Source organism: Planktothrix paucivesiculata PCC 9631 (genome assembly GCF_900009265.2).
Classification (GTDB): domain Bacteria; phylum Cyanobacteriota; class Cyanobacteriia; order Cyanobacteriales; family Microcoleaceae; genus Planktothrix; species Planktothrix paucivesiculata.
Window position 1 is genome coordinate 1 of record NZ_LR735087.1, and the last position, 373, is coordinate 373.

Here is a 373-nt window from a genome sequence, read left to right on the forward strand (position 1 = left end):
TTGTTTAGTTTTTGATGATACGGTACTCGACAAAAGATTTTCCTCGAAAATTGAACTTGTCCGCCGTCAATATAGCGGCAATGAACATCGAGTGATTCGAGGAATTGGTTTAATAAGCTGTATTTATGTAAATCCTGAAACCGGATCCTATTCAGTGATTGATTATCGAATTTACGATCCAGATGGGGATGGTCACACCAAGCTAGATCATGTAGCAGATATGCTGAATGATGTCGTCTTTAAAAAAAAGATTCCTGTAGCGAAAGTGCTTATGGATAGTTGGTACGCAGCCCAAAAGCTAATGGCTTTGATTGATAATTTAGGGAAAATTTATTATGTTCCGCTCAAAAAAAACCGGCTGGTTGATGATACA

The 373-nt window shown here is 37.8% G+C and carries 1 pseudogene; it reads left to right on the plus strand.

From position 1 onward, the window contains the following. Nucleotides 1–373: pseudogene (locus tag PL9631_RS25695) on the plus strand (IS701 family transposase); the annotation flags it as partial.